Source organism: Streptomyces sp. NPDC044571, from assembly GCF_040647115.1.
Lineage (GTDB): Bacteria > Actinomycetota > Actinomycetes > Streptomycetales > Streptomycetaceae > Streptomyces.
Map to the genome: position 1 here is coordinate 1 of NZ_JBEZBN010000078.1, position 26193 is coordinate 26193.

Consider the following 26193-nt stretch of genomic DNA (forward strand, 5'->3'; position numbering starts at 1 on the left):
GCGCTTTCCACGCCACATCGACGCCCACAGCACGAAGAACCGGCGCAGTTCACGGCGGCGGCTCGGATCCCGGGCCGCCCTTCGGCATGGCGCCGGCGGTGGGCTTCCGCGTTCCGCCGCCGGCAGGGAGCAGGGAGCAGGGAGCCGGGCCGGGAAACCGGGCTCAGGAACCGGGCTCAGAGCCGGGAGCGCGGACCGAGCCGGTGCTCTTACCGGTGGGGTCGCCCAGGAAGCAGATGACGTTGCGCTCGCCGAGGTCCCAGGTGGAGGACTGCGGATAGTTGTAGATCGGCTCCATCTTCCGGGGGAGCTTGGCGGCGTCGCCCGTGTAGGCGGTGAGCGCTGCGCTGCCGCACTTCTCGGTGGCGATCCGAACGATCTTCTCTTTGCCGGGGTACGGACCGTCCTCCAGCGTGAAGACGGCGTACGCCTCCCCCTCGTGGGGCTGGTCGCAGGGGACCACGCGCACCGACACGCCGGCGTCCGCGTCCTTCTTCTTGGTCAGGTCGTCGTCCGTGGTGAAGCAGTCCCCCTTTCGGACGTCTTCCGTATCGCTGGAGCCCTCCTCGGTGACCTGACCGCCGGCGTCGCGCTTCGGAGGGGGACCGTCGTCCAGCACTCCGAAGTAGACCAGCGCGAGCACGGCGGCCACGCCGAGCACGAGGAGCGCCAGGACGGTCCGCGGCTTGGTCTTGCGCGGCGTCTGCGGCCCGGGCGGCCCCCACCGCGGATGGGGATCGGGCGGCGACGGTGGTGGCGGTGGTGGCGGTGGCGGTCTGGACATGGTGCACCGGCCTCCTTGTATCGGGGAGCCGCAGCCCACAGCCAGGCGGTGACACCGCGGCCGCCGGGCCTGTCGGGGCGCACGGCGCCAGGAGACGGCCGGCTCCGGCATGCTCGGCGAGCTGCCGGGCGGCCCGATCCGGGCGCGGCCGGCGGCGACGGGCGGCAACGGTGCCACTTCCCGTCCGGCGTGGTGCACTACCCACGCTACCCAGGGCGGCGCGGCCACGCCCGTCGTCGTGGGCGCCGGGGCTCAGCGGCCCGCCGTGAACCTCTCGTACGCGTCGCAGACCTCGGCGGAGGGGCCGTCCATGCGCAGGATGCCCGCCTCCAGCCAGATCGCCCGGTCGCAGGTCTCGCGGACCGTGTGGATGCCGTGGCTGACGAGAAACACGGTGCCGGCCCGCTCGCGCAGCTCCTCGATGCGGGCCTGGCTGCGGCGTTGGAAGGCGGCGTCACCGGTGGCCAGGGCCTCGTCGATCATCAGGACGTCGTGGTCCTTGGCGGCGGCGATGGAGAAGCGCAGCCGGGCGCCCATGCCGGAGGAGTACGCCCGCATCGGCAGGGAGATGAAGTCGCCCTTCTCGTTGATGCCGGAGAAGTCGACGATGTCCTGGTAGCGCTCGCGGACCTGCTGTTTGGACATGCCCATCGCGAGGCCGCCGAGGACCACGTTGCGCTCGCCGGTCAGGTCGTTCATCAGGGCGGCGTTCACGCCCAGCAGGGAGGGTTGGCCGTGGGAGTAGATCCTGCCGCGGGCCACGGGCTGGAGGCCGGCGATGGCCTTGAGCAGGGTGGACTTGCCCGAGCCATTGGTGCCGATGAGGCCGATGGCCTCGCCCTTGTACGCGGTGAAGCTGACGCCCTTGACGGCGTGCACCTCGCGGACGCCCGGGGCGGGCCTGCCGGAGAAGATCCGGCTGAGGGCGGCGGTCGCGGTGCCCTTGCGGGAGCCGGCGCCGTGCACCGTGTAGACGAGGTGGACCTCGTCGGCGATGACGGTGGGCACGCGGGTGTCGGGGACGACCGCCGCGGCCGGCGTGCGGGTCGCCGTCGCGGTGGACGTCGCGGTGGACGTCGCGGTGTCAGCCACGGCCGTACTCCTCCTCAGCCTTCCAGAAGTAGATGAATCCGCCGACTCCGGCGAGCAGCGCCCAGCCGATGGCGACGGCCCACACGTGGTGGGGCAGTGCGTGCGGGGTGAAGCTGTCGATCAGCGCGTACCGCATCAGGTCGATGTAGACGGCCGCGGGGTTGAGCTTGAGCGCGGTCATCACCCAGTGCGGCAGGTCGTCCTTGGTGAGCATCTGGTCGATGGACCACATGACGCCGGAGGAGTACATCCAGGTCCGCAGGACGAACGGCATCAGCTGGCTGACGTCGGGACTCTTGCTGCCGATACGGGCCATGACCATGGCGCAGCCGGCGCAGAAGACGGCCATCAGCAGGAGGGTCGGAGCGGCCAGCAGCCAGCGCGGGCCCGGGGCCTGACCGAAGGCCGACAGCAGGATGACGAGCGCGCCCATGGTGACGAGCAGCTGCTGGAAGAGCTGCACGACGGTGGAGATGGGCAGGCTGGCGCGCGGGAAGTGCAGGGCGCGGACCAGGCCGAGATTGCCGTGGACGGCCCGGGTGCCCGCGTTGACCGAGCTGCCGATGAAGTCCCAGACGAAGACGCCGGTGATCAGGAACGGCAGGTAGTCGGGCACGCCGTGGCTGGCGCGCATGGCGACGCCGAAGACGAAGTAGTAGACGGCCGCGTTGAGCAGCGGCGTCACCAGGTGCCAGACCTGGCCGAGCTTGGCCGTGCTGTACGTGGCGTGCATCCGGGCGGTGGCGTACGCGGTCACGAAGTGGCGCCGTCCCCAGAGTTGGCGCACGTAAGCGGGGAGCGAGGGGCGGGCGCCGCTGATGGTCAGCCCGTGGGCTGCCGCCAGTTCTGCGGGGGTGGTGGTCACGGTCGTCGCTTTCGACTGGGGGCACCGGCTGGGGGCAGGTCCGGCCGCAGGTTGGGAGAGCGACAGGACGGGTCCGTATCGTCGCTACGTCGAGGTTAGGGCGCAGTACGTCGGAACGCAACCGTATCGTCGTGACGCGCCACGGCTATGCTCTGTGCATGACCACGGATCCCACCCCCACTCCCGCCCCCGCCCGCCGGGCCCCGGCCGGCGCCGCCGTCCTGCGCGAGGACGTCACCGAGGCCATCCGGGCGGCGGTCGTGGAGGAGCTGGCCGCGGTCGGCTTCGCCCGGATGTCGATCGAGGGGATCGCCCGGCGGGCGGGCGTCGGGAAGACGGCCGTCTACCGGCGGTGGAAGTCGAAGCTCCACCTGGTCCTCGACCTGGTGGGCGCCTTCGCGGTGGACGGCCTGCCGGTGCCGGCGACGGGCTCCCTGTACGGGGACGTACGGGCCCTGCTGGAGGTGATGTCGCACGTGCTGCGGCACCCGGTGGCCTCGGCGGTGATCCCCGACCTGCTGGTGGAGGCGGCGCGCAACCCCGAGATCGCGGACGCGGTGCGCGGAGCCCTGCTGGACGGGGAGCGCAGGATGGCCGAGGGCATCGTGTCCGATGCGGTCGCCCGGGGGGAGCTGCCGCCCGGCGTGGACGCGGGGCGGGCGCTCGACCTGGCGATCGGCCCGCTGTACTGGCGCCAGGTCGTGGTCCGCGACGAGGTCCCGGCGGGCTACCTGGACGACCTGGCCCGCTCCGTGGCGGCCGGCCTCGCGGCCGGCCCGGAACGCGACTGCCCGGAACGGGCCTGAGCTACCGCGTGTAGAACGCGACCCGGAAGCCCAGGTCCACGTACGCGTTCTGCGGCGGATCGTACGAGCGGAACTGGATCCGGCGGGCCAGCGGCTCCCGCGAGAACCACGAGCCGCCGCGCACGATCCGGTCGCCTTGGGCCCCGATGTCCTCGCGGCCCGGCCGGGCGTCGTCGTACGGCCAGGCCAGCGACCGCGTCCACTCCCACACGTTGCCGATCATGTCCTGGGGCCCGCCCTCCCGGGCCGCCCAGGGGAACAGGCCCACCGGCACCGAGCGCTGGGTCCAGCCCCGCTCCGTGCGCACGTGGGCCATGCCGTCCTCCCAGCGGGTTCCCCACGGATAGGGCAGCGACTCCGCCCCGCCCACGCAGGAGCACTCCCACTCCGCCTCGGTGGGCAGGTGCGCGTAGCTGTCCGCGTCCAGCACCCCGCGCTCGTGCAGCCGCTTGGTCAGCCAGCGGCAGTACGCCACCGCCTCCCACCAGTTGACCCCGACGACCGGCTGGGCGGGCTGGTTGTAGCGCGGGTCCCACCAGTAGAGCGGAACCCTGCGCAGCAGCAGCTGGTCCACGTACTCCTGGAGGGACTCCTCGTCGATGATGCCTTCCAGCATCTCCTTGCGCAGATGGATCCGCTGCGTGTCCGTCGACCCGGCGCGCGGGCCGTCCAGGGCGTCGATGAACGCCGTGTCCTGGGTGACCCACCGCCGCGCCGGGCCCTCCGGCCAGCAGTCGGGGTCCCGGTAGCCGCCGGAGGCGACGAACTCCGCGTAGTCCCGGTTGGTGACGGGGAGCGCGGAGATCCGGAACGAGTCGATCGTCTCGATGCGCTGCGGATACCAGTCGATGTGCCGGTACTTGTCGTCCTCGGAGTTCAACGGCGTCGCCGAGCCGACCGGGTAGGAGCCGGCCGGGACGGTGCAGCTGCGCTCCACGAAGGCCCGGCACCGCTCGTCCCACGTGGACGGGTTGAGCTGGGCGTGCACGGTGGCCGCCCGGTCCCGGGTCTCCAGGTCCCGGCCCCGGTCCCCGGCCGCCGCCGCGACCGCCTCCGACACCGACCGGCGCAGCCGCCGTACGAGCCCGAACGGTTCCACGCCCGGCCGTGCCGCCGCCAGGATCACCAGCAGCTCACCGGCGAGCAGCCACAGCGGCAGCCCTTCCCCGGCCGCCTCCTCGGCGGCGCCCGCCAGCTCCGCAGCGGCCCCGGTGACCAGGCGGTGCCCCTCGGCCGTGGTCTGGGCGCTGGCCCAGTAGCGCAGCGGGGCGTGCCAGACCGGGTTGCGGCAGAGTCCGACGATGGTCTCGGAGTCCCGTCGGGCCAGCGCGCAGCCGGCGAAGTAGTCGCGGAAGAGGTTCTCCCGGAAGGACAGCCGGCTTGCGGCGTCGACGGCGAGTATCCCGTGGCCCTTGCGGAGGAACTGCACGTAGTCGACGACGGCGGGGTAGGCGTCGAGGAACTCCAGCTCCTCGCCCAGCGCCCGCTGGATCGGCTCCTGGACGGCGGCCGCGGAGATGGAGTTCACCTCCGGCTGCGCGGACCGCAGGGAGGTGATCGAGAAGCCCAGCTCCTCGATGATCCGCTGTATCTCGGTGTCGTAGCCCGGCCGCAGCAGGCACGGATCGGAGGCGGCCGCGGCCCGTCGCCGGGGCCGCTTGTGCAGGAACTCCTCCGCGGCCAGCCGGCAGAAGTGCCCCACCGAGGTGGGGACTTCCTGGTTGCGCTCGGTGGAGACGACCAGGAGGTGCAGCAGGTACGGGACGCGCGCGGCGGACGCGAGGGCGCTGTCGCCGCGGATGGCCGCGATGAGCCGCTCGGAGAGCTTTCCTTCGTGAGGTGGCATCAGCTGGTGAACCATCCGGTGATGTAGTTCTCTAGGTCGCGCTGCTTGGGCGGCCGTAGGACGTACGCGCTGACATCGCGCGAGCGGGCGCACTCGGCGGAGAACCAGCTCGAATCCGAGATGGTCACCAGGGCGCGCAGGTTCCGGTAGTGCACGTGGAGCTGCGCCAGGGTCTGCAGGACCGTGCGCGGCGACCAGTTCCCGGAACTGGTGTGGGAGTGCAGGGGGACGTCCTCCACCCCGTCCACGAAGAGGAAGGCGCGGTCGAGGGAGTCCCGCAGTAGGGTGCGCGCGGCGCCGCCGTACACACCGATTCCGGAACGGGAGACGGCGGCGTCCGTGACCGCCTCGGCCATCGCCGCGAAGTCCCCCTGCGCCGGCACCGCCAGGGCGTTGACCAGCAGTGGTACGGGCGCCTGCGGATCTCCGTCCAGTGCGCGCTCCGCCAGCAGCGAGGCGTAGTGCAGGCAGACCGAGGTGCGCCCGGAGCACGGCGGTCCGACGAGCACCACCGAGCGGCCCGCCCCGTGCAGGACGACCCCGTCGAGCGGCAGGCCCGGGGCGTCCTCGTCGCCCGGCGGTGCGGTCCGGGCCAGGGGGTCGATCTCGCGGACCTCCCGCGGAATCCAGACCGCGTCCAGCGGCCGGTCGGGGAACTGGCCGGCCCCGGCGCCCTCCTGGCTGGTGGCCGACAGGGCCCGCAGCGCGCCCAGGTAGTGGACCAGCTCCACGGGAAGCTCCTGTCGCGCCGGCCCGTCCGGCTCCGGTCCTCCGGAGCCCGGTCCGGCCGGACCGGAGCCGGAGCCTGCGCGGCCGCCCGTCCCCGTACCCGGCCGGTCCGGTACGCGCTCGCCCGCACTGCGACGCGCCTGCGGGTTGATGCGGCGGGCGACCGCGGGGCGTGTGCCCTGCGGTCCGGCATCTTCTTCGGGGGTCATCTCACCTCACCATCAGGGGGCGGCCGGGTGCCACGAGGCCGGCTCGGGGACCGCGGTGACGCGCCCCAGCTCCGACCGGCGCCAGAACCGCCCGTCACTGTCTGCGAAGACGAACGCCAGCGGCACCGCCCGGCTCTGGTCCGGCTGGACCGCGAGCGGGACCTCGTAGTCCGTCCGGCCGGGGACGAGGGGCCCGAGCTCCTCGTGGCACAGGTGGACCGAGCCGTCCGGGCTGTCGGCCCGCCACCGGAAGACGGGCAGGGTGGTGGAGTTCTCCACCTGGACCGCCCAGTACGGCTCGTCGGCGTCCGACAGCACCGTCATCCACGCGGCCAGGGCCGTGCGCTGCCTCCGGCGTTCGCGGTTCTCGGACCGTACGACCGTGCCGACGGCGGCCGTGACCGCCCCGACCTGGCCCAGCCCGCTGACCCAGTCGCCCCAGGTCCCCGCCGTGTCGTGGTCGAACTGCCTCCCGTACGGCTGGAGGCCCCACAGGGGCAGGGACAGCAGCAGCACCACCCCCGCCAGCAGTCCCCAGCGCATCCACGCGCTACGCCATACCGCCCTCAGTCCTGCTGCCGCCAATCCGTCCGCCCCTCACAGGAATCGCCGCGGGTCCATCACACGCAGGGCCTCCGCCTGGCCGGCGGTCAGCTCCGTCCCCGCCAGGACACTGCGCACCAGCGCCGCCGTGATCGGGGCGAGGGTGATCCCGACGCCGAAGTGGCCGGTGGCCATGACCACCCTGCCCTCGGCGTCCGAGTGCCCCACCAGGGGGTAGCCGTCGGCCGTGCCCGGCCGGATCCCGGCCCACGAGCCGGTCAGCCGCCAGTCCCGCGAGGCGGGGAAGACCAGCCGCAGCGCGGCCAGCAGCCGCTCGTTGGCGCCGTCCTCCGGCTCCTCGTCCCAACGGCCCTGGTCGTAGGTGACCCCGACCACCACGCGGCCGTCGTGGCGCGGGACGGCGTAGGAGGACACGGTGGTGTCGTCCACGGCGACCTTGCAGTACACGTGGTGGCGCAGCGGATAGCCGGTGCTGCCCGGCACCACCAGTTCCGCGGCCTGGCCCCGCACCGGGAACTGCCCGCCCGGCCGGGTCGGCACGAGCTCCGGGCTCCAGGCCCCGGCGGCCACCACGCACCGGTCACCGCGGACCAGCCCGCCGTCCTCCAGCCGCACCTCCACCCCTTGGCCGCGCGGCACCAGGGCCCGCACCCGGGCGCCCGCCCTGACCTCGATCCGCGGATTCCTGCGCACCACCGTGCGCAGCGCGGACATCAGGACCCGCGGCTCCAGCGCCCCCTCGCTCGGCAGTCGCACGGCCGACAGCACGGCCGGCGAGAGCAGCGGCTCGGTCCCGGCCATGCCGCCCGGGTCCAGCTGCTCGACCCGGAAGCCCTGCTCCACCCACTGGGGCACCAGCTGGTCCTGGACGCGCCGCTGCTCGGCGGGGTCGAGGGCCACCTGGAGGAGACCGGAGTCCAGGAACGGCACGCTGATCCCGGACCCGGCCTCCAACTCCGCCAGCCACTGCGGGTACATCTGCCGGCTCGCCTCGGCGAACTGCCGCAGCGGGCCGCGGCAGAAGTCGTCGCTCTGCGGGGTGATCCCGCCGATGGCCGCCCAGCTCGCCGCCATGCCGGTGTCCGGGCGGGCGTCCAGGAGCACGACCTTGTCGAAGAGGTCGCTCGCCGCTGCGGCGACCGAGCAGCCTATGACCCCGGCTCCGACGACGACGAGTGCGGAGCCCATGCTCAGCTGCTCCCGTTGACGACGTACGAGTCCTGCTCTCCCGTCACGACGTTGACGATGGACTGGATGCACTTGACCGCCATGGCGTCGCGGGCGTCGTGCGTGAGCGAGCCGATGTGTCCGGTGACCAGCAGCCGCGACGCCGGCAGCGCCAGCAGCTCCGCGCGCTCGGGGGTGTCCTCGTCGTAGAAGCCGTCGAACGCGGCCGTGCGGATACGGCCGCCGGTCAGGCCCTGGAGCAGGGCCGCCGGGCTGACCACGGAGGGCCGCGCGGTGTTGACGAGGGTGATGCCGCCGGTCGGCAGCAGGGCGATCTCGTCCACGCCGATCATGCCGCGGGTCTCGGGGGTGTCCGGGACCATGACGACCAGGTTCTCGGCCCAGGAGAGCAGGCTGGGCAGGTCCTTGTAGGCGATGCCCAGGCGCTCCTCCACCTCCGGCTTGCGGGTCCGGGAGTAGTACGCCGTCTCCGTCGCGAGGCCCAGCGCACCGATCTCGGCGATCCGGGTGCCGATCGCGCCCAGGCCGATGATGCCGAGGCGGTGCCCGGCGAGGTCGTGCTGCTTCTCCTCGGCACCGGAGCGGCCGGCACGGTAGTCGTCGGCGTACGCGGGGATCTGCCGGCGCTGGGCCAGCAGCAGGCCGATGGTGAACTCGGCCACGCTGTTGGTGAGCGTCCCGGGGGTATTGGTGACGGCGATGCCCAGTTCGGCGGCGGCGTCGGCGTCGACGAAGGACTGGTACCCCACCCCGAGGAAGCCGACGACCTTGAGGGACTTGGCCCGGGTCAGTGCGGCGCGCGAGGCGAACTCGTCGCCCCCCAGCAGATAGGCGGTGCACGACTCCAGCTCCGTGCCCAGCTCGTCCTCACTGAGCAGGCCCGGCACCGAGTGCACCCGGAAACCGGACTCGGACAGGCGGTCGAGGTGCTTCTGCGCCACGCTGCTGCCCGTTACGAGGATCTTTCCCAGATCGGCCACGCAATACCCCAAACATCGGATGGTCGGACTGAATGGTCATGCGAAGAGATCGGCCAGCCTGTCGTAATACCGCATCCGCGCGGAGACGGAACTGCGGGCGGCCGTCAAGTAGTCCTGGGCCAGCGACGGATCGTGGGCGATCAGCTCGGATGCTATATGCGCGATGAGAGCCGAGTGCTCCGTATCCTCATAGATGTTGGCGTTCAGGAAGTCCCCGTGGTCGACTTCGGGCGCCGCGCATTCGAAAGCCCTTTTTACGGCGCCGTATTCCGGCACGAGCATCTGCTCGTTTCCCACCCCGAGCGCGCCCAGCGCGGCGACCGGGGAGCTCATGGCCGAGGCCAGGTCCCGCAGGAAGGCGTAGGTGGGTTCCGCCGGGGTGACGGAGTCCGGCTCGATGCCCATGCTGTGCGCCAGCTTGTGGAGCAGCCAGGGGTGGGAGGCCCGCGCCACGCCGTCCTTCACGCCTCCGTGCTCCCCCTGGAGGACCAGGTTGAAACGCGCCCGCTGGTGGACGTTCACCAGCGCGCTGGAGGCGAGGCTGAGCAGCTGCGCGAAGACCCCGGTGACGAACAGTTCCTGCGACACCCAGAACTCCAGGACCGGCCGCGAGTTCGTCGCCAGGTCGAAGAACCGGTGCCGCTCGACCCCGCTGTCGGGGACCAGCCCGGCGGCCTCCTCGACCACCGGGTGCAGGGGCACGGACTCTGCGGGCAGGAAACGTGCACCGTACTGCCATTGGACGAAGTTCGATTCGACGAGCCGGTCGGCTAACTCCGCACTCCACGGTCCGGTCAACACCATGGTGACACCTCTTCCGTATCGGGACGCCCGACGGTCCACAGGGGCAAGGCGCTCCCATAGTGGCGCAGAAGGAGACGCCCCGCTGGCGAATATCCGGAAGCCGTCGGGGACCGCGCCTACGGTCGGAGTCCCGGAGTGGTCAGCGGGGCCAGAGTGGGCGCGGAAGCCGGAGCAGGGGTGCAGGACGGGGCCGCGGGAGCGGGGCGGCGGTCGGCCGGCGGGATCACCGCCGGGACCGGCACCGGCTGGCCCAGGAAGACCCGGCGCACGACCCGCTCGGCGGCATGCCCGTCGTCGAACGCGCAGAACCGGGCCCGGAACGCGGCCCGCAGCTGCGCCGAGCGAGACCCCTGCCAGTGGCCCGTGGCGAAGATGTCCACCAGCTCGTCCGCGGTCCGGGCGATCGCACCCGGAGGACACGACCGCAGGTCGAAGTAGGTGCCGCGGGCGGCCTCGTACGCCTCCCAGTCGTCCGCGTGGATCACCATCGGCCGGTCCAGAGCCGCGTAGTCGAACATCAGGGACGAGTAGTCCGTCACCAATGCGTCCGAGGCCAGGCACAGTTCCTCCACCGAGGGGTACGAGGACACCTCGATCAGCCGGGGATGGCGCACCGGAGGGGGCACCGCCGCATCCGCGTACGTCAGGTGCGTCCGCCGCAGCAGCACGAAACGCGGCCCCAGGTCCCGCAGCACCCGCTCGAAGTCCAGGTGCTCCGGTCGGCTGCGCCGGTAGTCCCGGTGCGTCGGCGCGTACAGGATCGCCGTGGACCCCTCCGGGATGCCGAGCTTCTCGCGCAGCCGCAGGACGTCCTGCTCGGTGGCCCGGTGGAAGACGTCGTTGCGCGGGTAGCCGTACTCCAGCGTGGTGTACGCGGCGGGGACGGCCTTCTCCCACACCAGGGTGGAGTGGCGGTTCGAGGAGAGCAGGAAGTCCCACTGGTCGGCGCCGCGCAGCAGACCGGCGAAGTCCGTCGTCGGGGTGGCCGCCGGGCGGTCCTGGAGGTCCAGCCCGACCCGCTTGAGCGGGGTGCCGTGCTGCGTCTGGAGCAGGACCTGGCCGGGCCGCTTGACCAGGGCGCGGTCGAAGTTGACGTTCGTGGTGAGGTACGTGGCGCGGGCCAGGGCCGTCCAGTACGCGGCCGAGCCCGGCCGGAGCATGGCCGTCTCCGGCGGAAGCGTGCCCGCGTGCTCAGGGTCGCAGATCCATGCCGTCCGCATCCGGGGCGCGAGCTCGCGCAGCTTGGCCTCGATCGCCGCCGGATTGCAGGCGTAGCCGCCGTGCCAGTACGCGGAGAAGACCGCCAGCTCCGGCCGCAGCGGCAGCAGCCGCTGGACGCGGTAGTGCAGGCGCAGCCCCGTCTCGCGCAGGCCCCGCCCCAGGAGCACGGCCGCGCGGCCCGCCGCCAGCGCCGCCGAGCGCAGCACCGACAGGGTGCGGTACGTCCGGCGCAGGCCCGCCCGCATCAGCGTGTGGCGGACCCGGTCCGTCCGGGACGGCGACAGCGGCGGCGGGCCCGGGGCGCGGTAGCGGCGCAGCAGCGCCGACGCCCGCGCGAAGAACTCGGCCCGGCTCGCCCGGGGGAGGCGGCGCGGGTCGGCGTACAGGGCGCAGAAGTGCTCGGCCATGCGCCGGTGGACGGTCGGCCGCCAGCGCTCCAGCTCCGGGCGGCTGCCGAGGTAGCCGAAGACCCGGTCGTACTGGTCGAAGATGTCGAGGTGGCGGCGGCTGGTGGTGGTCAGGATCGAGCCGGTGCGCCGCTGGCGGTAGTGCACGCACACCCGGTCCAGGACGGCCACCGACTCGGCGGCCAGCAGCGCCGGATAGGTCCAGGGCGTGTCCTCGTAGAGGCCGGGCGGGAAGCTCAGGCCCTCGCGCTCGACGTACTCCCGGCGGTACGCCTTGTTCCAGACCACCATCAGCATGCCGAGCAGCGCAGGGCGGTCCGCCAGCCGGAAGCTGGCCGGGCCCTGTTCGGAGAGCCGGTGCGAGAGGCGGTTGCGCACCAGTTCGCCGGTCCAGAAGATGCGCGCGTAGTCGTAGACCAGGACGTCCGGGGAGCCCGTGTCCTTCAGCCGGTCCGTGATGGCCTGCAGGGCGCCCGGCGCGAGGGTGTCGTCCCCGTCGAGGAAGACCAGGTAGTCGCCGGTGGCCCGGGCCAGACCCACGTTGCGGGCCGGGCCCAGGCCCAGGTTGTGCGCCAGGTGGACGGCGGTCACGCGGGGGTCCCGGGCCGCGTATTCGTCGATGATCGAACCGCAGGCGTCGGGTGAGGCGTCGTCCACCGCGATCAGTTCCAGGTCCGCGTACGACTGGGAAAGGACCGAGTCGAGACTCTCCTGCAGGTACGCCTGCACCTTGTACGCGGGCACGATGACGCTGAACCGGGGCACGGCACATCCAGGGGTCGGCGCGGGCATGGTGCTCCCCCGGCCACCGCTGGCGGGGTGCCCCCGGGGAACCCCCACCCCTTGGACGGGGTTACGCGAGGTGTGGCATTCGGGTTACGGAGTGTCAACGCGGCCGAGCCGGAACCCTGCGGGCCACGCCCCTGTCCTCGGCGGTGGGGGAGGTGGAGCGGCGTGTACGGGGGCCGCCCGGGCCGGACCGGCCGCGTGGGCGGGGGTGCGGACGATCGGTGGTGGGGACCTGCGGGAAGGGGGGACCGAGGGGGGCGTTGACAGGGAGCGGCCACCCACGGACCCGCACCGGCGCACGGGCCCCCTCTCCTCGCAGGTCCCCACCCCCGCCCGACCGCACTCCCGCTTCCGGGGCCGGTCCGGGTGGCCGGATGGGGCCCTGTCGCTCGTCTCCCCGCTCCCGCTTCCGGGGCCGGTCCGGGCAGGCGGTCGGTGCCCCATCCCTCCGCGTGGCGGTCACTTGGTGGTGGTCACTTGACGGCTCCCGCCATCACCCCCGAGACGAACTGCCGCTGGAAGGCGAAGAACACCACGAGCGGCACCACCATCGACAGGAACGCGCCGGGCGCCAGCACGTCGATGTTGTTGCCGAACTGCCGTACCTGCTGCTGGAGGGCGACCGTGACCGGTGGGTGCGTCGAGTCCGCGAAGACGAGGGCGACCAGCATGTCGTTCCACACCCACAGGAACTGGAAGATGCCGAGGGAGGCGATCGCCGGGCCGCCCAGCGGCAGCACCACCCGCGTGAACAGCCGCAGTTCGCCCGCCCCGTCGAGGCGCGCCGCCTCCAGCAGCTCCCGCGGGATCTCCGCGAAGAAGTTGCGCAGCAGGAACACGGCGAACGGCAGACCGAACGCGGTGTGGAAGAGGACCACCCCGGCCGTCGTCTCGAACAGGCCGATGGCGCCGAAGAGTTCGGACACCGGGATCAGGGCCACCTGCACCGGCACCACCAGCAGCCCGACCACCACCAGGAACAGCCAGTCCCGGCCCGGGAAATCCAGCCAGGCGAAGGCGTATCCGGCGAACGCGCCCAGCACGAGGACGAGCGCGGTGGCCGGGACGGTGATCAACACCGTGCTCAGCAGCGACCTGGTGATCGTGTCGTTGGCGAGGAGGGCCGAGTAGTTCTCGGTGGTGAGCCGGGAGGGAGCGGTCAGTACCTGCCACCAGCCACCCGCGTTCAGGTCCTTGGACGATACCAGGGACGACAGCAGCAGCCCGAGCGTCGGCACCAGCCAGAAGAGCGCGGCCAGGACCAGGAACACACGCACGGCCCCGGCCGTCGCGGCGGCCGCGAGGCGGCCGGCTCGGGCAGCCGGACGGGCCTGGGCAGAGGAGCTCATCGGGCTCCCTCCTTACGCAGCCTGCGTATGTTGTAGAGCATCACCGGAACCACCAGCACCAGCAGCAGCACCGCGATGGCGCTGCCCAGCCCCGGATCGGCGTCCGTGCCGAAGGACGTGCGGTAGAGCTGGAGCGCGAGCACGTTCGCGTCGTCCTGGACCGAGCCCGGTGCGATCACGAAGACCAGGTCGAAGATCTTCATCACGTTGATGACGAGGGTGACGAGCACCACCGCCAGCACGGGCGCCAGCAGCGGGACGGTGACCCGGCGGAACACCTGCCACTCGTTCGCCCCGTCCACCCGCGCCGCCTCCAGCAGCTCCCGCGGTACGGCCGCCAGCCCGGCCCCGATCAGCACCATCGCGAAGCCGGCCCACATCCACACGTACGCCCCGATGACCGCCGGGGTGACCAGCGTCGGGCCGAGCCACTCCACCCCCGCGTACGCCTCCTTGAAGTTCGACGCGGGCAGCCGCAGCAGCGCCCCGTCGGCCTTCGCGGACAGGGAGAAGGTGCCGTCGGCGCGGGTCGTCGCCGTGTCCACGACCCGGCCGTCCTTGACCGCCTCGATCCGCATCCCGGAGAAGCCGGACTCTGCGGGGTCGACCGCGTTGGCCCGGCCGCCGCCGCCCCGGGTGAAGTCCTGCCAGGCCGTCCCGGTGACCTTGCCGGGCTCGACCCCGGCGGCAGCGGCCGTACGGGTGCCCTCGGGCAGGGCCTCGGGCGCGACCCCGACGAGCGGCAGCAGCACCGGCACCCCGGCCCGTACGGGATCCCGGGTCACGAAGCCGCCCGCGGCGGCGCCCTGGGCCGGGACCAGGGGGGAGTCCCGGCCGGGGCGGGCCTTGGGGAAGGCCGAGGACGGGGCGAACGTGTCGTGCACCCCGACCCACACCGCGTTGGCCACTCCCCGGTCGGGGTCCTGGTCGTAGACGAGCCGGAAGATGATGCCCGCCGCCAGCATCGAGATCGCCATCGGCATGAAGACGAGCAGCTTGAACGCCGTGCCCCAGCGCACCCGTTCGGTGAGCACCGCGAAGATCAGGCCGAGGGCGGTGGCCGTGGTCGGCGCCAGCACCACCCACACCGCCGTGTTCTTCAGGGCGGTGCGGATCGTGTCGTCGTGCAGGATCTCCAGGTAGTTGTCCCCGCCGACGAAGCCGTCGCCGGAGCGGTCGAAGAAGCTGCGGTAGACCGAGTAGCCGATGGGGTGCACGACGAGCGCGCCGAGCAGTACCAGGGCCGGCAGGAGGAACGCCGCCGCGATCAGGCGGCGGCGCCTGGCCTCCGCGGACCGGCCCGATCCGGGAGCGGTCCCGGCCGGCGGGGCGGTCGGGACCGTGGGGATGGCCGTCACCGGGTCAGTTCCCGAACGCCTTGGCCGCGTCCGCCTCCAGTCTGGCCTGCGTGCCCGCCACGTCCGACGGGTTCGCCAGGAAGTCCTGGAGCGCCTTCCACTCGCCCGCGCCCGGGGTCCCGCCGAAGGCCGCCGGGGCCTGGTCCGACATGTCGAAGCGGAAGTCGTCGCCCGCCGCGATCAGCGCCTTGGCGATGTTGCGCTGGATGTCGTTCGGATAGGCCTTCGGGTCGACCGCCTTGTTCGGGGAGATGAAACCGCCCTCCCGGGCCTGGATCTCCGCCGCGTCCGCCGACGCCAGGAAGGTCAGCAGCGCCTGCGCGCCCTTCGACGCCTTGAGGGCGACGGCCACGTCCCCGCCCGAGACCACCGGCGCCTTGTCGCCGACCGCCGGGAACGGGAAGACGAGGGCGTCCTTGCCCACCTTCGCCTCCGTCTGCGCGATGTTCACCGCCACGAAGTCGCCCTCGAAGACCATCGCCGCCGCCGGCCGGTCACCGCCGGTGAACGTCTGGGTCACCGACTTCGGGAACTCGGTGGCCAGCGCCCCGCTGGGACCGCCCGCCAGGAAGTCCTTGCGGCCGAACAGCTCACCGAGGGTCGTCAGCGCCTGCTTGACGCTGTCGTCCGTCCACTTGATCTGGTGCTTGGAGAGCTGGTCGTACTTCTGCGGGCCCGCCTGGGAGAGGTAGACGTTCTCGAACCAGTCGGTCAGCGTCCAGCCGTCCGCGCCCGCCACCGACACCGCCGGGGTGCCCGACGCGGAGAGGGTGTCGGCGGCCGTCAGCAGGTCCTTCCACGTCTTCGGGGGCTGCACCCCCGCCGCCTCGAAGGCCTTGGCGTTGTACCAGATCAGCGACTTGTTGGCGGCCTTGTAGTACACGCCGTACTGGGTGCCGCCGACCGCACCCAGCGTCTTCCAGCCGCCCGAGTAGTTCTGGTCGAGCTGGGCCTGGGCCTCCGGGCCGACCGGCTGCACCCACTTGTTCTGCACCGCCGAGACCAGCGCGCCGACCTGCGGGAGGAGCGCCACGTCCGGCGGCTGCCCGCCCGCGATCTTCGTACCGAGGAAGGTGACGATGGGGTCCTGGGCCGGGACGAAGGTGACCGTGGCGCCCGTCCGCTTCTCGAACTCCTTGAGGACCTTCGTGAAGTTGGCCTGCTCCGGTCCCGTCCAGACGGCCGCGACCTCCAGCTTCTCGCCGTTCAGCTGCGGCAACTGCACCCGCTGCCCCGTCGGTGCGGCCTCGCCGCCGGGGGACGTGGCCTCCTTCTTGCCGTCGCCGTCCCCGCAGGCGCTCAGCGTGAGCACGCCCGCGGCGGCGAGGGCCGCCAGGATGTACGCCCGGCGGCTGCTCCTCCGGTTCTTCGTACGGCTCGTTCCGTGCCTGCGCATGGTTCTGCCCCCGATGCCCGTGGTGTGACTGGTGCCACAGGTCTACGCCGATCCGCGCGCCCCACGCAATACCGCCTCGTGCATATACGGGCTGTACGGGTGATGCCCGAGCCGGAATCGAGTCGGGCGCCCCTACGGGGTGGCGCTCGGTGCGGGCGGGAACAGGACCGGTATCGCCGAGACCAGGTGCGAGGCCCGGTCCAGGGCGCTGGCCAGCAGGGCCAGGTCGGTCGGGCCGTTGCCCAGCTCGCGCACCGGGCGCCGGGCCGGTGGATCACCCATCCGCTCCCACTCCACCGGCACCACGGTCGGACGCAGCGTCGCCGTCCGCGGGATCCGGCCGGTCACCCGCCCGCCCTGGAAGGGGACCGTCCGCCCGTCGGCGTAGCGGAGCAGGCCGCGGCCCGGGCCCGGCTGGTCGGGGGCGTCCAGGCCGACCCGCAGCGGGGTCAGCCGGGCGAGCTCCGTGTCGGCCGTGCGGTCGGGACGGGCGCTGGTGGCCACCAGGTGCACGCCGAGCCGGGCCCCGTCGCGGGCCACCGCCTCCAGCGCGCGCACCACAGAGCCGGCGGCGGGCCGGCCCGTACTGCCGAGCCCGGGCGCGACCAGCGCGTCGAAGTCGTCCACCAGCACCACCAGGCGGGGCAGCGGGCTCGGACCGGCCGCCTCGCTGCGGACCGCGGAGGCGCGCAGCCGGAGCGTGCCCGAGCGGGCGGAGTCGAGGTCGCCGAGCAGCTCCCCGGGGGAGGGCCGGCGGGGCGCAACCATCCGCTCGGAGACCTCACGCCGGGCGTGCCATTCGGCGAACGGGACGCCGTCCAGGAGCTCGCTGCGCCGCTTGAGCTCGGTGCCGAGCGCCTGCGCGAACTCCCGCATCCGGACGGGGTCGGAGGCGACGAGGTGGGCGCAGACGTGTGGGAGCTCGGTGCAGGGCAGCAGCCCGTCGCCGCGCTCGCCCCCCGACCCGTCGAGCAGGACGAGCCCCAGCCGGTCGGGCCGGGCGGCCGCGGCCAGCGAGGCGGCGACCGAGCGCAGCAGCTCCGTACGGCCGCTGCCGGCGGGTCCCTCGATCAGCAGGTGCGGTCCGTCCTGGACCAGGTCTGCCCCGACCGGCCCGCCCCGGCCGCTGCCGAGCACGAGTTCGGCGTGGCCGCCGACGCCCTGCCCCTGCTCGGTGGCCGCGGCCCAACGGGCCATCAGGGAGGCGGGGGTGGCTCGCGCCAGGCCCAACTCGTCCAGCAGCCGGGCCGTTTGCGGCAGGGCTGCGGCCACCGCGCGGCGGGGCCCGGTGGTGGCGGGCTCGGCGCGCAGCGGGGCCAGCGCCCGGGCGAACCGCTCGGCCCAGGCCGCGGACACGGCGTCGGCGGTGGCGGTGCGGCCGGGCGGGACCGGCTTGCCGCCGGTGACGGCGAAGGTCCGTACCGTCGTGGCCACATCACCGCTGAGCAGGGCGACGCTGCCGCAGTCCCGGAAGGCGGGGACGGCCGCGCAGGCGCTCTCGTACGTCTCGGTCAGCGGGGAGGCCGCGGTGGCGGCCGGGGTCTCCGCGAGGACGAGGACGTGGATCCCTGCGGCCGGCCCGTGCGAGGCGAGCCTGCCGGTGAGATCGCGCAGGGCCCCGGAGCCGGGATCCCCGTCGACGACGAGGAGGGTGTACGGGCCCTGGTGGGTGCCCGCGGCCTCGCGGACCTGGTGGCGGTCGGCCGCGGCCCAGTTGGCGCCGAGCGGGCCGTCGTCGAGCCGGCGGGTGAGCTCGGCCGTGCGGGCGGCGGCCTGGTCACGGTCGTACGCGAGGAGCAGGCGGCAGTTCTGGCCGTGCGCGGGCCGCACGTGCGGAAGCCAGGCGAGCCACCCCCAGTCCTGGACGCGCTCGGCGACGGGCCGGGCCCGGTCGGCGCTGAGCAGCACGATCTCCAGCTCGCCCGGTGCGAGCAGCGCGGCGAGCTGGGCGATGACGGAGCGGGCCACGCCGGTGAGCCGGCCGCGCGGCCCGGCGATGCCGAGCGCGCCGGCCTCGCGCAGCTGGACCCGGCTTCCGGCGCCGAGTCCGACGTCGAGCTGCCCGGGGGGACGGGACCACAGCCGCCGGGTCGGCCCGAGCGCGGCCAGCAGCAGCGCGGCGGGATCGTCGGGGTGGGGGGCTGCGGCGGCGGCCGCCCCGGCCACCGCCTGCACCTCCGGCTCCGCCTCGCCCCGCACCCATTTGCGGGCCCAGGCCCCGAGGCCGCGCCGCCGCCCGGGGCCGACGGCCCCTTGGGCGCCTGCGCGGGGGCCGGCGGGGCGCATGTCCCCGTACGGCCCCGCGGGCGGCTCGCCGGGGGCGCCGGGCCTCGCGGTCCCGGGGGCTCCGGCGGTGGCCGGGCCCGGCCGGGCGCTGCCCGCGGCGCCGACCGGGCCAGCCGCGCCGACCGGGCCGCTCGGCGGGGCGGATCCGGCGGGTGCGGTGCCGGGGCCGGTGTCGCCGGAGGGGCCCTCGGCGGGGTCGGCGCTCCCTTCGGGGTGGCCGCCGCCGGGGGCCGCCGGGTCGGGCACGGGCAGCGAGAGGTGGCCCTCCAGGTCCGGGATCAGCGGGAGCGGCCGCGCGGGCCCCTCGGCCAGCCGGAGCGTGGACTCCCCGACCCGCAGCAGCGAACCCGGCGCCAGGGGCACCGGCCGCGCCCCCACGGGCGTACCGTCCACCGTCGTGCCGTTCGTCGAGTCCAGGTCGGCCACCGCCACCCGCCCGTCCGCCGGCACCGTCACCGCGCAGTGCAGCCGCGACACGTCCGGATCGTCCAGCGGCACGTCGGCGTCGGCCGAGCGCCCGATGCGGATCGACCCCGGGTGCAGCAGGTGTACCCCGCCCGCGTCCGGGCCGGCCACCACGTGCAGCTGGACGCCGTCGGCGCCGATCGCGCCGCGCGTCCCGTCCGGTACGACGTCGGGAACGGGCGCGTGCAGCCCCAGCACCGCCCCGTCCACGAGCGGCGGCTCGCCCAGGATCCGCCGCTGGAGGTCGAGGCGCTCGGCGCCGGCGTACAGGATGACGCTGCCGCCGGTGTCGGGGCCGCCGACGGTCGCGGCCAGGCCCGAGGCCACCGCGGCCAGGGGGGTGCCCGCGGGCGCGGTGACGAGCACGTCACAGCCGGCGGGCGCGGTCTGGTGGCCGCTGCGCGACCCAAGCCCAAGGACGGTCAGCCGGATCTGCATCGCCGTCGGCGGTCCCTTCTGCGCGGTGCGCGGTGCGTGCGCCCGGCGGGGTACGGCAGGGCGCGACGGCCCGGCAATCCCCCCACCCGGCACGGCGCGTCGTCCGGTCAGGTCTACGCGGAAGGCGGGCTCCCGGCCCGGCCGTTCCGTACGGGTGCATCCTCGCACCTGTCACGGACAACACGCCCGGCACCCGCCAATAAATGATCTTGAATGATCGCCGGGCCGGACGTAAAGCCGGGGAAGGGCCGGGGAAAGTCGAGAAAAGCCGAGGAAAGCCGGGGAAACGGCCCCCGGCATACCCCGCGAACGTCACACTTCGCACATATGTGCGGCAACCAACCTCCGTCGCCCCGCGTCTTCCCCGGGGCCACCCCCTAGAGTGGGCCCCACCAGAACGACAGCAGGGAGCGCGAGACGTGCGGCCAGTCGGCAGCAAGTACCTGCTCGAGGAGCCGCTCGGGCGCGGCGCCACGGGCACTGTCTGGCGTGCGCGCCAGAGGGAGACCGCCGGCGCGGAGGCGGCCGTCGCCGGGCAGCCCGGCGAAACCGTGGCCATCAAGGTCCTCAAGGAGGAGCTGGCCCAGGACGCGGACATCGTCATGCGCTTCCTGCGCGAGCGCTCGGTCCTGCTGCGCCTGACCCACCCCAACATCGTGCGCACCCGGGACCTCGTCGTCGAGGGCGATCTCCTCGCGCTCGTCATGGACCTGATCGACGGCCCGGACCTGCACAAGTACATCCGGCAGAACGGCCCCTTCACCCCGGTCGCCGCGAGCCTGCTGACCGCCCAGATCGCGGACGCGCTCGCCGCCAGCCACGCGGACGGGGTCGTCCACCGCGACCTGAAGCCGGCCAACGTGCTGCTCGACGAGCGCGGCGGCCAGATGAAGCCGATGCTCACCGACTTCGGCATCGCGCGCCTCGCCGACTCCCCGGGGCTGACCCGCACCCACGAGTTCGTCGGCACCCCCGCCTACGTCGCCCCGGAGTCCGCCGAGGGCCGCCCGCAGACCTCCGCCGTCGACGTCTACGGCGCCGGCATCCTGCTGTACGAGCTGGTCACCGGCCGCCCGCCGTTCGCCGGCGGCACCGCGCTCGAAGTGCTCCACCGCCACCTCAGCGAGGAGCCGCAGCGCCCCCCGCACGTGCCGGAGCCGCTCTGGATCGTCATCGAGCGCTGCCTGCGCAAGGAGCCGAACGAGCGCCCCAGCGCCGAGAACCTGGCCCGCGGCCTGCGCGTGGTCGCCTCCGGCATCGGAGTGCACAGCGCCCCCTCCGAGGTGGAGGCCGCGCTCGGCGTCGGTGCGCTGCTCGCGCCCGACCCCTCGCCCGCGCCGGTCCCCGAGACCCCGGGTGCCGCCGACGCGACGCAGGTGCTGCCCGGCCGGACCGGCGCGCCCGGCGCGTACGACCCGAACGCCATGACAAGCGTCCTGCCGCCGGTCGGCGCCGCCGACGCCACGTCGGTGCTGCCGAGCACGGGCGGCCCGGGGGCCGACCCGACGTCCGTCATTCCGCCCGTGCAGCAGCCGGACCAGCCGCACCCCTGGCAATCGCAGATGCGGGCCGCGCGCGACCGCAACGAGCAGACGCAGATGCACTACCTCGACCCGAGCGAGGACCCCCTGCGCCGCCGTCCGCAGCGCCAGGCCCCGCCGCCCCCGCCGCCGCAGCGGCCGCAGCAGCGCCCGTATCAGCAGCAGCCCCCGTACCAGCAGCGGCCCCAGCAGCCGCAGCCGTACTACCCGCCGCAGCAGCCGCCGCAGTACCAGCAGCCCCAGCAGCCTGCTCCGTACCAGCAGCCGCAGCAGCAGCCACAGCGGCCGCATCCGCCGCAGCAGCAGCCCCCGCAGGGCCCGCCGCCGCAGCAGCGCGCCCCCCGGGAGCCGCGCCGCCGCAGCGCGAACCCCGTGCGGATTCCGGGCCTCGGCTGCCTCAAGGGCTGCCTGGTGCTGATCGTGCTGTTCTTCGTGGCGGGCTGGCTGGTCTGGGAACTCACCCCGCTCCAGGAGTGGGTCGGCACCGGCCGGGGCTGGTGGAACCAACTGTGGACGTGGGGCTCCGACATCGTCGACTGGGTCACCGCGCTGGGCGACTCCGCGAGTGGCACGCAGTCCTGAATCACGCAGTCCTGAATCGCCCAGTCCTGGATCCCGCCGTCCCGAACCGGACCTCCCGAGTGCCGACTTCGTGGATTTGTCGACATCCAGGGCGTGATTTCGCGCGCAGAAGTGAAGGTCGCCGCGATCCGCGGCGACCAAGCCCCGTCCGGCCGCGTAGCTTTGGTGCGTACGCCAGCCGCTGAGGGAGCAGTCGTGGCACGGAAAATCGGCAGCCGGTACACCGCGCACCAGATCCTGGGGCGCGGCAGCGCGGGCACGGTGTGGCTGGGCGAGGGGCCGGACGGGCCCGTCGCCGTCAAACTGCTGCGCGAGGACCTCGCGTCCGACCAGGAGCTGGTCGGACGCTTCGTCCAGGAGCGCAGCGCGCTGCTCGGCCTGGACCACCCCCACGTCGTCTCCGTCCGCGACCTAGTCGTCGACGGCAACGACCTGGCGCTGGTCATGGACCTCGTACGCGGCACGGACCTGCGCACGCGCCTCGACCGGGAGCGCAGGCTCGCCCCCGAGGCGGCCGTGGCGATCGTCGCGGACGTCGCGAACGCGCTGGCGGCGGCGCATGCGGCGGGGGTGGTGCACCGGGACGTCAAGCCCGAGAACGTCCTGCTGGACATGCAGGGGCCGCTGGGGCCGGGCGGCGCGCATCCCGCGCTGCTGACCGACTTCGGCGTGGCCAAGCTGATCGACTCCCCGCGGCGGGCGGCGGCGGGCCGTACGACCGCGCCCACCACGCGGATCATCGGCACCCCGGACTACCTCGCCCCGGAGATCGTCGAGGGCCTCCCGCCGCGGGCCGCCGTGGACATATACGCCCTGGCCACGGTGCTCTACGAGCTGCTGGCCGGTTTCACTCCCTTCGGCGGGGGCCACCCGGGAGCGGTGCTGCGGCGGCACGTGACGGAGACGGTGGTCCCGCTGCCCGGGATCCCCGACGAGCTGTGGCAGCTGATCGTGCAGTGCCTGGCGAAGGCCCCGGCGTCGCGGCTGCGGGCCTCCGAGCTCGCGGCCAGGCTGCGGGACCTGCTGCCGATGCTGGCCGGGATGCCGCCGCTGGACGTGGACGAGCCCGACGAAACGGAGCCGGAGCCCGCGCAGGCGCCGGAGGCTCCCGCCGACCCGGTCCGGCGGCGGGGCGTGGTCCCGCTGGTGCCCGGCTCGTCGACCGACTCGAACCGGGACACCCATACGTCGATGCGGGTGCCCGGGCCCGAGGAGCTGGCGGGCGGCGCGCTGGGCACCGCCCGGGTCCCGCGGCCGGCCGGCGGCCACCGCCCCGGCTCGGCCCGGCACCGCGCCGAAACCGCCCGCAAACGCCGCCTGGCCCTGACCGCCGGGGCCGTCGCGCTGGCCGCGGCGGTCGGCGTCGGCAGCTGGCTCGCCGCCTCCGGGGACGACTCCCCGCCCCCGGCCAAGGACACCAGGCACTCCGCCCCGGCGAAGCCGTAGCCCGGCTCCGCCCCCGGCGAAGCCGTCCCCACCGGGGGCGGAGCCGCAGGCCCGCAGCGCCCGCGGGGTCAGGCCGCGACCAGCTCCGGGTGCCAGCGGCGGGCCACGGCCGGGTGGGCGCGCACCCAGCCCTTGAGCTCGTTGCGGCCGTACTCGGCGTGCAGCGGGTTCGAGGCGTCGTGCAGCACCCCGGGCGCCGCCTTCAGGTACGCGCCGGGCACCGTGTCGATCACCGCGTCCAGCCGCGGGTTGTAGAAGAACGGCACCGAGAACCGCTCCACCGCTCCCGGCGGGCTCACCACCCGGTGGTCCGTGGCCCGCAGGTACCCGTCCGTCGCGATCTCCAGCAGCTCACCCAGGTTCACCACGAACGCCCCCGGCATCGGCGGGATATCCAGGAAACCGTCCCCCTGCCGCACCTGGAGCCCGCCCACGGAGTCCTGGAGCAGCAGCGTCAGGAAGCCGTAGTCCTTGTGGGCGCCGACCCCCTGGTCGGCGCCCGACGGCGCCGATCCCGGATAGCGGATCAGCTTCGTGTGCAGGTGGGGCCGGTCCGCGAAGGCCGCGTCGAAGAAGTGCGGCGGCGCGCCGATCGAGGTCAGCAGCTCCTGCAGCAGGCGGTGGGCCACCGCGGCCAGCCGGGACTGCCACTCCAGAACGGCCGGCCGCAGCTCGGGCAGGGCCGCCGGCCACTGGTTCGGGCCCTCCAGCCACAGGTACGCCGGATCACCCGGCCCCAGCTGCGGCGCCGGCCGCTCCGCGCCGACGTCGAGCTGGTCGCGCCAGTCCGAGGCCCCGCCGGTCAGCTCGTGCCCGATCCGGGTGTAGCCCCGGAAGTGCGGCGAGTTCAGATTGCTCACGGCCAGCCGGTCGGCCTCCGGGAGGGCGAAGAAGGCCCTGGTCAGCTCCAGGATGCGGGCCGTCTCGGCCTCGGTGATGCCATGCCCGGTCAGGTGCAGGAAACCGGTGTCCCGGGCTGCCGCGTGCAGCGTCTTCAGGAACTCCGGGCGCAAGGCGGGGTCATCGGCCTGGGACAGGTCGATGACCGGCAGGCTCCGGATGTGCGCGGGGACGTCGGAGTGGGTGTGGGTGTGGGTGTGCGCGGACGGCATGACGGCTCCGTTTCGGATGTCACGGGGTCCTGTTCCCCAGAGGTGGCGGGGCAGCGGGTGGGGGTGGGCCTGCCGGCAGGGATGGCGCCGGGGCCGCGTGGGCCGCGTACAGGACCAAGTCGGATCGGTTGGATCAGGCTTGGGAACGGTCCGGCGGCAGACAGCTCGTCGTCGTGACACGCATGTGATCCACATGGCGGCGCTTGACGAGGAGAAGAGTCATACCGTGAGCGTACGCCCGTCCCGGCCTTCACCAGAACGGGTGATCCGGCCTGCCCGGACGGCGCCGCCCGCGGACCGGCTACGCTGGACCCGTGGCAGTCGTCGATGTTTCCGAAGAGCTGAAGTCCCTCTCCTCGACCATGGGGTCGATCGAGGCCGTCCTGGACCTCGACAAGCTGAGGGCAGAAATCGCCGTGCTTGAGGAGCAGGCCGCCGCGCCGTCCCTGTGGGACGACCCGGAGGCCGCCCAGAAGATCACGAGCAAGCTTTCGCACCTCCAGGCCGAGGTCCGCAAGACCGAGACCCTGCGCGGCCGTATCGACGACCTCGCCGTGCTCTTCGAGCTCGCGCAGGAGATGGACGACGCGGACACCCTCGCGGAGGCGGAGGCCGAGCTGGTCTCCGTACGCAAGGCGCTGGACGAGATGGAGGTCCGCACCCTGCTCTCCGGCGAGTACGCCGAGCGCGAGGCGCTGGTCAACATCCGTGCCGAGGCCGGCGGCGTCGACGCCTCCGACTTCGCCGAGCGCCTCCAGCGCATGTACCTGCGCTGGGCCGAGCGCCACGGCTACCCGACCGAGGTCTACGAGACCTCGTACGCGGAAGAGGCCGGCATCAAGTCGACCACCTTCGTCGTCAAGGCCCCGTACGCCTACGGCACCCTCTCCGTCGAGCAGGGCACCCACCGCCTCGTGCGCATCTCGCCCTTCGACAACCAGGGCCGCCGCCAGACGTCCTTCGCGGGCGTCGAGGTGCTGCCGGTCGTCGAGTCCAGCGACCACGTCGAGATCGACGAGGGCGAGCTGCGCATCGACGTGTACCGCGCGTCCGGCCCCGGCGGCCAGGGCGTCAACACCACCGACTCGGCGGTGCGCATCACGCACCTCCCGACCGGCATCGTCGTCTCCTGCCAGAACGAGCGCTCGCAGATCCAGAACAAGGCCAGCGCCATGAACGTCCTCCAGGCCAAGCTGCTGGAGCGGCGCCGCCAGGAGGAGCAGGCCAAGATGGACGCCCTCAAGGACGGCGGCAGCTCCTGGGGCAACCAGATGCGCTCCTACGTCCTGCACCCGTACCAGATGGTGAAGGACCTGCGGACGGAGTTCGAGGTCGGCAACCCGACGGCCGTGCTCGACGGCGACATCGACGGTTTCCTGGAGGCGGGCATCCGCTGGCGCAAGCAGCAGGAGCAGACCGCTTAAACCTCGCTTAAACCGCTTGAGCAGAGTCGGCGAAGGGCCCGGACACCTCAGGTGTCCGGGCCCTTCGCCGCGTCATGAACGAGACATGATCGGGACGTGGCGGCGAGCGCTACGCCGTGTGCTGTGCCACCAGGGCCAGAGCCGCCACCAGGACCACCAGGAGCGCGATGAGCGCCATGGGGTTCAGGCCGGCGAAGGGGCCTTCCTGCTGGAGGCGCTCCCGGTTTGCCCGGCACACCGGGCAGCGGCCCTGACTGACGGGCGCCGCGCAGTTCGCGCACACGAGCCGGTCATATGTCATGCGCTCTCCTCCTCTCGTCCCCTTGAACAACGCGTGGGGGAACCGGACCGTTCCCCCTACCACTGTGCCAGCTTCGGCGACATTCGGCGCGGCCCGTCCGGGCAATCACCCGCCGTCCCCCGTTATGTTTTTCGCGGTCCTGCAATGGGGCCGCCGGCCTCCGGGCCCGGTATGACTGTGTCCCCTCTGTCGCATGGATGACCTGGGGGGT

The 26193-nt window shown here is 73.4% G+C and carries 20 protein-coding genes; 4 read left to right on the top strand and 16 right to left on the bottom strand.

Going from position 1 to position 26193, the window contains the following annotated elements:
- Positions 1-163 precede the first annotated feature (163 nt).
- The 3 genes from AB0B01_RS28255 to AB0B01_RS28265 all read right to left on the bottom strand — a co-directional run bounded on the left by AB0B01_RS28255 (position 164) and on the right by AB0B01_RS28265 (position 2741).
- Positions 164-784: a septum formation family protein gene (locus tag AB0B01_RS28255; protein WP_361724909.1), complete on the bottom strand. Its 621-nt coding sequence runs from the start codon at positions 782-784 to the stop codon at positions 164-166.
- Positions 785-1036: 252 nt separating this feature from the next.
- Entirely contained in the window at positions 1037-1792 is a 756-nt protein-coding gene (locus AB0B01_RS28260) for an ABC transporter ATP-binding protein (protein WP_361724961.1), read from the bottom strand.
- Between the two features lie 76 nt (positions 1793-1868).
- Positions 1869-2741, bottom strand: a complete 873-nt coding sequence (locus tag AB0B01_RS28265; RefSeq protein WP_361724912.1) for an ABC transporter permease — start codon at positions 2739-2741, stop codon at positions 1869-1871.
- A 158-nt stretch (positions 2742-2899) separates the two neighbouring features.
- On the opposite strand from AB0B01_RS28265, the gene AB0B01_RS28270 reads away from it, so the two are divergent.
- On the top strand, positions 2900-3547 hold the full coding sequence (locus AB0B01_RS28270) for a TetR/AcrR family transcriptional regulator (protein WP_361724915.1): 648 nt from the start codon (positions 2900-2902) through the stop codon (positions 3545-3547).
- A gap of 1 nt (position 3548) precedes the next feature.
- Here the strand turns inward: AB0B01_RS28270 and AB0B01_RS28275 are convergent, their stop codons facing one another.
- The 11 genes from AB0B01_RS28275 to AB0B01_RS28325 form a co-directional block, all read right to left on the bottom strand.
- Positions 3549-5393, bottom strand: coding sequence for an SUMF1/EgtB/PvdO family nonheme iron enzyme (locus AB0B01_RS28275; RefSeq protein WP_361724918.1), 1845 nt, complete (start codon positions 5391-5393; stop codon positions 3549-3551).
- Positions 5393-6331 (bottom strand): hypothetical protein, encoded by a 939-nt coding sequence (locus AB0B01_RS28280; RefSeq protein WP_361724921.1) that lies wholly within the window; start codon positions 6329-6331, stop codon positions 5393-5395. Before AB0B01_RS28280 ends, AB0B01_RS28275 begins: the two co-directional genes overlap by 1 nt.
- A gap of 12 nt (positions 6332-6343) precedes the next feature.
- Positions 6344-6874 (bottom strand): hypothetical protein, encoded by a 531-nt coding sequence (locus tag AB0B01_RS28285; RefSeq protein ID WP_361724924.1) that lies wholly within the window; start codon positions 6872-6874, stop codon positions 6344-6346.
- A gap of 54 nt (positions 6875-6928) precedes the next feature.
- The gene (locus AB0B01_RS28290; RefSeq protein ID WP_361724927.1) at positions 6929-8083 is read right to left on the bottom strand and encodes an FAD-dependent oxidoreductase; all 1155 of its coding nucleotides are present in this window, start codon (positions 8081-8083) and stop codon (positions 6929-6931) included.
- 2 nt (positions 8084-8085) lie between these two features.
- The gene (locus AB0B01_RS28295; protein ID WP_361724930.1) at positions 8086-9063 is read right to left on the bottom strand and encodes a 2-hydroxyacid dehydrogenase; all 978 of its coding nucleotides are present in this window, start codon (positions 9061-9063) and stop codon (positions 8086-8088) included.
- Between the two features lie 36 nt (positions 9064-9099).
- Positions 9100-9867, bottom strand: coding sequence for an iron-containing redox enzyme family protein (locus AB0B01_RS28300; protein WP_361724933.1), 768 nt, complete (start codon positions 9865-9867; stop codon positions 9100-9102).
- A gap of 116 nt (positions 9868-9983) precedes the next feature.
- A complete protein-coding gene (locus AB0B01_RS28305) occupies positions 9984-12287 on the bottom strand; it encodes a bifunctional glycosyltransferase family 2 protein/CDP-glycerol:glycerophosphate glycerophosphotransferase (RefSeq protein ID WP_361724936.1) in 2304 nt (767 codons plus the stop codon).
- A gap of 470 nt (positions 12288-12757) precedes the next feature.
- Entirely contained in the window at positions 12758-13633 is an 876-nt protein-coding gene (locus AB0B01_RS28310) for a carbohydrate ABC transporter permease (protein ID WP_361724939.1), read from the bottom strand.
- Entirely contained in the window at positions 13630-14904 is a 1275-nt protein-coding gene (locus AB0B01_RS28315) for a sugar ABC transporter permease (RefSeq protein WP_361724964.1), read from the bottom strand. Before AB0B01_RS28315 ends, AB0B01_RS28310 begins: the two co-directional genes overlap by 4 nt.
- 91 nt (positions 14905-14995) lie before the next feature.
- Complete coding sequence (locus tag AB0B01_RS28320) at positions 14996-16387, bottom strand: ABC transporter substrate-binding protein (RefSeq protein WP_361724942.1); 1392 nt, start codon at positions 16385-16387, stop codon at positions 14996-14998.
- 132 nt (positions 16388-16519) lie between these two features.
- Positions 16520-19576, bottom strand: a complete 3057-nt coding sequence (locus tag AB0B01_RS28325) for an FHA domain-containing protein (protein WP_361724945.1) — start codon at positions 19574-19576, stop codon at positions 16520-16522.
- Between the two features lie 419 nt (positions 19577-19995).
- Here AB0B01_RS28325 and AB0B01_RS28330 point away from each other — a divergent pair, with 419 nt between their 5' ends.
- Positions 19996-21699, top strand: a complete 1704-nt coding sequence (locus tag AB0B01_RS28330) for a protein kinase (RefSeq protein WP_361724948.1) — start codon at positions 19996-19998, stop codon at positions 21697-21699.
- 195 nt (positions 21700-21894) lie between these two features.
- The gene (locus AB0B01_RS28335) at positions 21895-23145 is read left to right on the top strand and encodes a serine/threonine-protein kinase (RefSeq protein WP_361724951.1); all 1251 of its coding nucleotides are present in this window, start codon (positions 21895-21897) and stop codon (positions 23143-23145) included.
- Between the two features lie 68 nt (positions 23146-23213).
- Here the strand turns inward: AB0B01_RS28335 and AB0B01_RS28340 are convergent, their stop codons facing one another.
- Entirely contained in the window at positions 23214-24257 is a 1044-nt protein-coding gene (locus tag AB0B01_RS28340; RefSeq protein WP_361724954.1) for a 2-oxoglutarate and iron-dependent oxygenase domain-containing protein, read from the bottom strand.
- A 314-nt stretch (positions 24258-24571) separates the two neighbouring features.
- Between AB0B01_RS28340 and prfB the strand changes: the two genes are divergently transcribed.
- The gene (prfB, locus tag AB0B01_RS28345; protein WP_361724957.1) at positions 24572-25681 is read left to right on the top strand and encodes a peptide chain release factor 2; all 1110 of its coding nucleotides are present in this window, start codon (positions 24572-24574) and stop codon (positions 25679-25681) included.
- A 109-nt stretch (positions 25682-25790) separates the two neighbouring features.
- Here prfB and AB0B01_RS28350 read toward each other — a convergent pair whose 3' ends face one another.
- Positions 25791-25982, bottom strand: a complete 192-nt coding sequence (locus tag AB0B01_RS28350) for a hypothetical protein (protein ID WP_114057747.1) — start codon at positions 25980-25982, stop codon at positions 25791-25793.
- Between the last annotated feature and the right edge of the window lie 211 nt (positions 25983-26193).

What these genes read in the sequence shown, in the direction of transcription:
- AB0B01_RS28255 (WP_361724909.1), bottom strand. Translation starts at nt 784, where the DNA reads ATGTCCAGACCGCCACCGCCACCACCGCCACCACCGTCGCCGCCCGAT.
- AB0B01_RS28305 (WP_361724936.1), bottom strand. Translation starts at nt 12,287, where the DNA reads ATGCCCGCGCCGACCCCTGGATGTGCCGTGCCCCGGTTCAGCGTCATC.
- AB0B01_RS28340 (WP_361724954.1), bottom strand. Translation starts at nt 24,257, where the DNA reads ATGCCGTCCGCGCACACCCACACCCACACCCACTCCGACGTCCCCGCG.
- AB0B01_RS28300 (WP_361724933.1), bottom strand. Translation starts at nt 9,867, where the DNA reads ATGGTGTTGACCGGACCGTGGAGTGCGGAGTTAGCCGACCGGCTCGTC.
- AB0B01_RS28270 (WP_361724915.1), top strand. Translation starts at nt 2,900, where the DNA reads ATGACCACGGATCCCACCCCCACTCCCGCCCCCGCCCGCCGGGCCCCG.
- AB0B01_RS28350 (WP_114057747.1), bottom strand. Translation starts at nt 25,982, where the DNA reads ATGACATATGACCGGCTCGTGTGCGCGAACTGCGCGGCGCCCGTCAGT.
- AB0B01_RS28310 (WP_361724939.1), bottom strand. Translation starts at nt 13,633, where the DNA reads ATGAGCTCCTCTGCCCAGGCCCGTCCGGCTGCCCGAGCCGGCCGCCTC.
- AB0B01_RS28325 (WP_361724945.1), bottom strand. Translation starts at nt 19,576, where the DNA reads ATGCAGATCCGGCTGACCGTCCTTGGGCTTGGGTCGCGCAGCGGCCAC.
- AB0B01_RS28290 (WP_361724927.1), bottom strand. Translation starts at nt 8,083, where the DNA reads ATGGGCTCCGCACTCGTCGTCGTCGGAGCCGGGGTCATAGGCTGCTCG.
- AB0B01_RS28280 (WP_361724921.1), bottom strand. Translation starts at nt 6,331, where the DNA reads ATGACCCCCGAAGAAGATGCCGGACCGCAGGGCACACGCCCCGCGGTC.
- AB0B01_RS28285 (WP_361724924.1), bottom strand. Translation starts at nt 6,874, where the DNA reads ATGCGCTGGGGACTGCTGGCGGGGGTGGTGCTGCTGCTGTCCCTGCCC.
- AB0B01_RS28275 (WP_361724918.1), bottom strand. Translation starts at nt 5,393, where the DNA reads ATGCCACCTCACGAAGGAAAGCTCTCCGAGCGGCTCATCGCGGCCATC.
- AB0B01_RS28320 (WP_361724942.1), bottom strand. Translation starts at nt 16,387, where the DNA reads ATGCGCAGGCACGGAACGAGCCGTACGAAGAACCGGAGGAGCAGCCGC.